Origin of the sequence: Corallococcus sp. CA041A (assembly GCF_003612075.1) — a bacterium.
GTDB lineage: Bacteria > Myxococcota > Myxococcia > Myxococcales > Myxococcaceae > Corallococcus > Corallococcus exiguus.
On record NZ_RAWF01000414.1, the window covers coordinates 1 to 5,077 of the forward strand.

The 5,077-nt window shown below is 72.2% G+C and carries 5 protein-coding genes; 2 read left to right on the forward strand and 3 right to left on the reverse strand.

Going from position 1 to position 5,077, the window contains the following annotated elements:
- The coding region (locus D7V77_RS43445) for a cation-transporting P-type ATPase (protein ID WP_255424693.1) at positions 1-727 on the reverse strand (727 nt) is incomplete at its 3' end.
- A gap of 359 nt (positions 728-1,086) precedes the next feature.
- On the opposite strand from D7V77_RS43445, the gene D7V77_RS39985 reads away from it, so the two are divergent.
- A complete protein-coding gene (locus D7V77_RS39985; protein ID WP_158624581.1) occupies positions 1,087-2,376 on the forward strand; it encodes a universal stress protein in 1,290 nt (429 codons plus the stop codon).
- Positions 2,377-2,394: 18 nt separating this feature from the next.
- Here D7V77_RS39985 and D7V77_RS39990 read toward each other — a convergent pair whose 3' ends face one another.
- Both D7V77_RS39990 and D7V77_RS39995 read right to left on the reverse strand, forming a co-directional pair.
- Positions 2,395-2,892 (reverse strand): hypothetical protein, encoded by a 498-nt coding sequence (locus tag D7V77_RS39990; protein ID WP_120581444.1) that lies wholly within the window; start codon positions 2,890-2,892, stop codon positions 2,395-2,397.
- A 21-nt stretch (positions 2,893-2,913) separates the two neighbouring features.
- The gene (locus D7V77_RS39995) at positions 2,914-3,594 is read right to left on the reverse strand and encodes a hypothetical protein (RefSeq protein WP_233597519.1); all 681 of its coding nucleotides are present in this window, start codon (positions 3,592-3,594) and stop codon (positions 2,914-2,916) included.
- 351 nt (positions 3,595-3,945) lie between these two features.
- Here D7V77_RS39995 and D7V77_RS40000 point away from each other — a divergent pair, with 351 nt between their 5' ends.
- A complete protein-coding gene (locus D7V77_RS40000; protein WP_120581445.1) occupies positions 3,946-4,806 on the forward strand; it encodes a hypothetical protein in 861 nt (286 codons plus the stop codon).
- Positions 4,807-5,077 lie beyond the last annotated feature (271 nt).

Sequence of the window (5,077 nt, forward strand, 5' to 3'; positions counted from 1 at the left end):
GCATGCGGGTGACGCCCTCCAGGCGCTGTTGCAGCGGCGTCTGGGGCTCCTGAGCCGTGTGTACCAGGTGCGCGATGCGGCCCAGCTCCGTGGCCATGCCGGTGGCCGTCACCTCCACCACCGCCGTGCCCGCCGCCACGGAGGTCCCCATGAAGACGCGGTCCTTGCGCTCCGCCAGCGGGGTGGAGTCCGGCAGCGCCCCCACCTGCTTGTCCACCGGCGTGCTCTCCCCGGTGAGCGCCGCCTCCAGCGTGAGCAGCGCATGCGCCGAGAGCAGCCGCGCGTCCGCCGCCACCACGTCCCCCGCCTCCAGCACCAGCGCGTCCCCCGGCACCACCTGGGACGCCGGAATCACGGCGCTCACGCCGTCGCGCAGCACCCGCGCGCTGGGAGCGGTGAGCGCGCGCAGGGCCAGCACGGCGCGGTCCGCGCGGTACTCCTGGAGGAAGCCCACCAGCGCGTTGAGCACCACGATGGTCGCGATGGCCACCGCGTCCGCGCCCTCGCCCAGGAGCGCCGCCACGCCGCACGCGCCCAGCAGCAGCCACACCATGCCGGAGCGGAACTGGCGGCCCAGGAAGAGCCACACGGAGCGGGGCTGCTCGCGCGTCAGGGTGTTGGGTCCGTGCTGGCCCAGGCGCGCCTCGGCCTCCCGCTGCTCCAGGCCCCAGCGCGGCTCCGGAGCCACCGCCACCGCCACCGCCGCCGCGCCATTCGCCGCGCTCATCGCGACACCACCCGCCCGCCACGCTCGCCACGCCGCTCCACGCGGTGGCCACGCTCGGGGTCCAGCCAACCAGGGAGGCTCATCTCGGGTCGCTCCTGCGCCAGGGGATGCCCGCGACGGTTTGCGAAGCCCATGCCGCGAGGGTGGACGCGGGCCATACCCCCCGGAGGCGCGCAGCTTTTGCGCCCGTGCGCCTCCAGGCTCCGCAACCCTTGCGCGGGCCGGGCCGGGGACGCCGGAGGGGCGGGACGGCACGCATCCTGAAGAGGCCTGGAAGCAACAGCGGGGCGCGCTCCCAGCGCGAACCCGCCCACCGGAAAGCCCCGGTGCGGCGCCTTCCCCCCGCCTGGAGTCCAGCCATGGCCGTCATCTGCGCAACCGACCTCTCCGAGGGTTCCCGTCAGGCCGCGGAGGTGGCCGCGCGAATCGCCGCACGCCGGGGTCTGCCGCTCTGGCTCGTCCACCAGGTCCACCCGGATCAACTCCGCGTCGCCGCCGAGCCCGTGCGCGAAGGCCTGCGGGCGCTGCTGCGCGAGGAGCTCCGGCGGCTGGAGCCGCTGGGCGCGCGGGTGGAGTCCTCCCTGCTGGAGAGCGGCTCCTCGCGGGCCCTGGCCGTCTTCTGCGACGCGCACGAGGCGCGGCTGCTGGTGGTGGGGACGCCCCGCGAAGAGCCCGCCGCCCTGGGTTCGGGCGTCAGCCTGGAGCGCATCGCGAGCAACTGCGCCGTGCCGCTCCTGCGGGTCCGTGACGCCGCCCCCTTCGAGGCCTGGCTCACGGGTGCGCGGCCCCTGCGCGTGATGTTCGGGGTGGATCGCTCACGGGGCAGCGAGGCCGCCCGGCGCTGGCTGGCGGAGCTGGGCGCGGATGGCCCCATCGAGCTGCTGGCGGGGCATGTCTATTACGCCTTCGAGCAGTGTCGGCGCCTGGGACTGCCCACCCCCATGAACCTGGATGAGGTGGCGCCCCGCATCGAGGCCGTGCTCCACCGCGAGGTGGCGGCGCTGGCGGACACGGGCCTGGGCGTCGCGCCGCGCGTGCACCTGCGCATGGCCGTGGGACGCGCCGCGGACCACCTGGTGGACCTGGCCCGCGAGCAGGAAGTGGACCTGCTCGTGGTGGGCACGCACCCGCACAACGCCCTGGGCAACCTGGCCTCGGTGGCACACCACGCCCTGCGGCTCGCGCCCATGTCGGCGGGCGTGGCGCCGGTGAGCCCCACTGCCTCCCGGGGCGAGGCGCCGCTGCCCCAGGTGCGGCGGCTGCTGGTGGCCACGGACCTGTCGCCGCTCGCGGACGAGGCCATCCCCTTCGCCTTCGCGCTGGCGCCCGCGGGCTCGGAGGTGCACCTGGTGACGGTGATTCCCGAGCGCGCCGGCGCGGAGCTCCACCGCGACCTGAAGCAGCGCCTGCTGGAGCGCGTGCCGAGGGGACTGGAGGTCCGGGAGGTCACCACGCGGCTGGAGGTCCTCCACGGAGAGGACGTGGCGCTCGCGCTCGTGCAGGCCGCGGAGCGGATGGACGCGGAGCTCCTCTGCCTGGGCTCGCGCGGCCACGGAGGCGTGAGGGAAGCCGTGCTCGGGTCGGTGGCGCGAAAGGTGCTCTCCCTGAGCCGCCGGCCCGTGCTCGTGCTGCGTCCCCCACTGCGCTGAAGCGCGTACGGGTTTCCGTCAGCGCGCGGCGGGAGCCCCGCCGCCCTGGCTGTAGCTGTCGCAGAGCGCCATGTACTCGTCGCTGTCCATGGCGAGCGCGGAGACCCGCAGCTTCTTCACGCGGGGCTTCGCCAGCGTGGTCTTGATCTGCACCATCTTCATGACGGGCAGGCCCATGTAGGACTGGTCGAGGTAGACGTTCTCCTCCATGTCCCCCCAGGCGATGAGCACGCCATCCGGGAAGCGGATGCCGTCCCGGCCGATGAGCAGCACGGGGCTGTCCAGCTTCCCCAGCCCCCGGACGCAGTTGAAGAGCATCCAGGCCGAGGCCAGGGTGATCAACGCGACGGCGATCCAGATGTTGCTCACCGGGAGCGCCCGCACGGTGAGCACGCCGAAGAGGCCCGTGGCAACGATCCAGATGACCACGCCCGCGATGAGCTTGCCCCGCGAGTAGTAGATGGCGCGCGGCTTTTCCGCCTGCTTCTTGGACTGGGGGGAGCGGTAGATTTCCATGTCGGGATGCCTGTGAGTGCGTCAGCCGGCCAGCCGGCCTGACAGATAGGCCAGCAGGACTGGCGCGTTGATGACCTTCGCTTCGTCGAACTTCCGGGCCTTGCCCTGGGCGACGATGACCAGGTCGCGGGACGCGTAGCCCTGGTCCACCTCGTCCTGGAGGCGGATGCTCTCGATGTCGTCCCAGCGCCAGAGCTTGCCCCGGTGGATGAGCCCCAGGTCGCCCAGGACGAGCGGTCCGAAGCGGACCGGCTTCCCCTCGGAGACCTGGTGGCTCACGCGCTCCAGGAGGCGCGACACGACCTGCTCCAGCACCGCCTCGTGCAGGACATCCGGGTCGCTCCACAGGAACAGCCGCAGCCGCAGCGTTCCACCCGTGTGGCGAAGGGTGACGCAGTCGTCCGCGTGCTGCTCGATGATCTCCCGCACGTCCCGCCAGCGGATCCGCGTGCCGTCGGCGCGCAGGCCCTCGTCGTCCACCGTCAGGGTGTGCGGTGCCATCAGCCACACGAAGAGGTCGCGGGCACGCCAGCCCAGGACCCAGATGCAGCAGGGGATGCCCAGGAGGAGCAGGTAGAAGCCAAACCCGCTCCGGAGCACGTCCTGCACCATCTGGTGCGGAAGCAGGGGCACGCCCAGGGGATCCAGGAGCGCCGCCGCCTCCACGTAGAGCAAAGCCAGGCCCGCCAGGAACCAATACACTGAGTGAGTTGGAAGGATCTTATGGTGCGAGTGCTTCAGTGCTGCCTCCAGACGGGCCTGGGCGACACGTCTATAAACAATCAATCCTGTCTCCGCGACGTGTTTCGCCCCTCGGGCGTACGTTCTCGCGGCCTGGGAAAAACACCCTCGCGGGCTGAAACAGAACTGTCTGACCTTGCCTGGAATCTCCTCTATCCAAATGCAGCACAGTCCCGGGGGTTCGCGACGGGTACAGTGGCCCGGGCGCAATCGCAGACACCGGCGGCTTCCACCCGCGCCCATCGTCCACCGCCGAGGCGCCGGACCGCGCCCGGATTCACAAGCGGCGCGGCGGGGCTAGAGTCGCGGTCCATGCACGTCCTGCAACGCGGTCAGGCCCCCCAGAAGCCCCTCCTGCTGCGCCCCCTGTTCGGCGGGGTGCAGCGCATCGGCATGCGGTCGGAGACCACCACCACGCTTCGCGACGCGGGCCGCAGCAAGCCCGGCCCCGTGATGCCGGGGGTGCAGATGGTGATGGCCGTGGAGGTCTTGCGCGTGCTCCCGGATGGCAGCGCGCGCTACCGCTTCACGCTGGAGGAGGTGGACCTGCTCGTCGCCGCGCGCACGCCCGTGCGCACCGTGGAGGCGGCCCGCGCGCAGCTGTCTCCCCTCCCCGGCCTGAAGGGCGAAGGCCAGGTGGCCCCCAACGGCCGCTCCAGCGGCTTCGAGTGGAAGCTGCCCGCGGACCTGCCCGCGCCCGTGCGCGGCCAGATGCAGCAGATGGCGGGGATGCTCAAGGACCTGGGCACCTTCCTGCCCGCCGAACCGGTGGGCGTCGGGGCCCGCTGGGAAGAGAAGGGCGCGGGAAGCGGCGCCCTCACCGGCGCGAACACGCGCGTGGAGCTGCGCAGCCTGGACGGCCAATCCGTGGGGCTGCGCCTCCAGATGGAGACGCCGCGCACGCCCAAGCCCGTCCCCGCCTCGCTCCGCCCGCCTCCGGGAGAAAAGGGCGAAGCCTCCATGCACACCGAGGCGAAGGGCCACGGCGGCTGCCTGCTCTCCCTGGACCGGCTGTGGCCCGTCCGCCTGGAGATGGACGTGGAGTCCCACGTCGCCGTCCGCGCCGGCACGCCGGACGCACCCAAGCGCTTCGACGGCTTCACCACGTCCCGGCTTCAGGTCCGTGAGCTGTCCTTCACCCCGCCCCGCCTGCGCGCCACTCGCACAGTGTAGGCCAATGCATACCTGAAATTCCGGTCCGCCTGGGTCATCAGGCAACCCGTGGCGGGTTGATGCGATAATAGTGAAAAGGATTGCACCCGGTGGCGGGGGACGCCGCGGTTCCAGGGCGCCAGCATTGGACCCACCGAGGGCAGTGAAGTCTTCGGAGACAGACGATGGCGATCGACGGACCTCGTAACAACGGCCTCCCGCGCACGCTCCCGCAGCAGCCGCCGGCCCCCAAGCCTCCTCCTCCGCCACCCCCTCCTCCCGCGCCCAAGCC